The organism is Rosenbergiella sp. YN46, assembly GCF_036620675.1.
Classification (GTDB): Bacteria; Pseudomonadota; Gammaproteobacteria; order Enterobacterales; family Enterobacteriaceae; genus Jejubacter.
In genome coordinates this window covers 1-504 of sequence record NZ_JAZHEE010000184.1, presented here as the reverse complement: position 1 = coordinate 504, position 504 = coordinate 1, and the positions used below count along the sequence as shown (strand labels likewise).

Annotated in this window: 1 protein-coding gene; it reads left to right on the top strand. The window is 31.2% G+C overall.

The features are described 5' to 3' along the window. Positions 1-216, top strand: a 216-nt coding sequence (locus tag V3W49_RS23165) for a hypothetical protein (RefSeq protein WP_500148341.1), incomplete at its 5' end; no start/stop codon positions are given. Between the last annotated feature and the right edge of the window lie 288 nt (positions 217-504).

Here is a 504-nt window from a genome sequence, read left to right as displayed (position 1 = left end):
GTACATGAAAAACTTGGAAGAGAATCTAAGAAAATTGTCTATAAGCTAAGTTACAAGAAAATTTCATCAAACTCGTTTAGATTAGATCTTACTGTAGATGGTGGTCTGCCAATAAAGCGATTTGTAGAAGGAAATTCTGTATCCCCCAATGTTAGTCAAATTCTTGATTTGCAATGTAAGTGTAAAGAGTTTAATTTCTATGATATCGAAATATAACGACAACTATTAACTATCGATTTTAATTAATTGATTTATGCCATTAAGAAAAAAAGGAAAACATAAGCGAAGGGCCGATCAAAGTGCAGAACGTAGACGAAAAAAGAAATCCAAGAGTGGCAAATCAAAATCTAGGTAAATAAAATTAACATTTTTACCATGAATAGCTTCAAGGTGTTTTATTGGACCCATTAGTAAAAGTAAAAGAAGCCCATCAAAAGGGAATCATTCCAGATGAAGTATACTCTTTAGTTAAGGAAAGATTTCCAATAACTATTGCTGGAATTA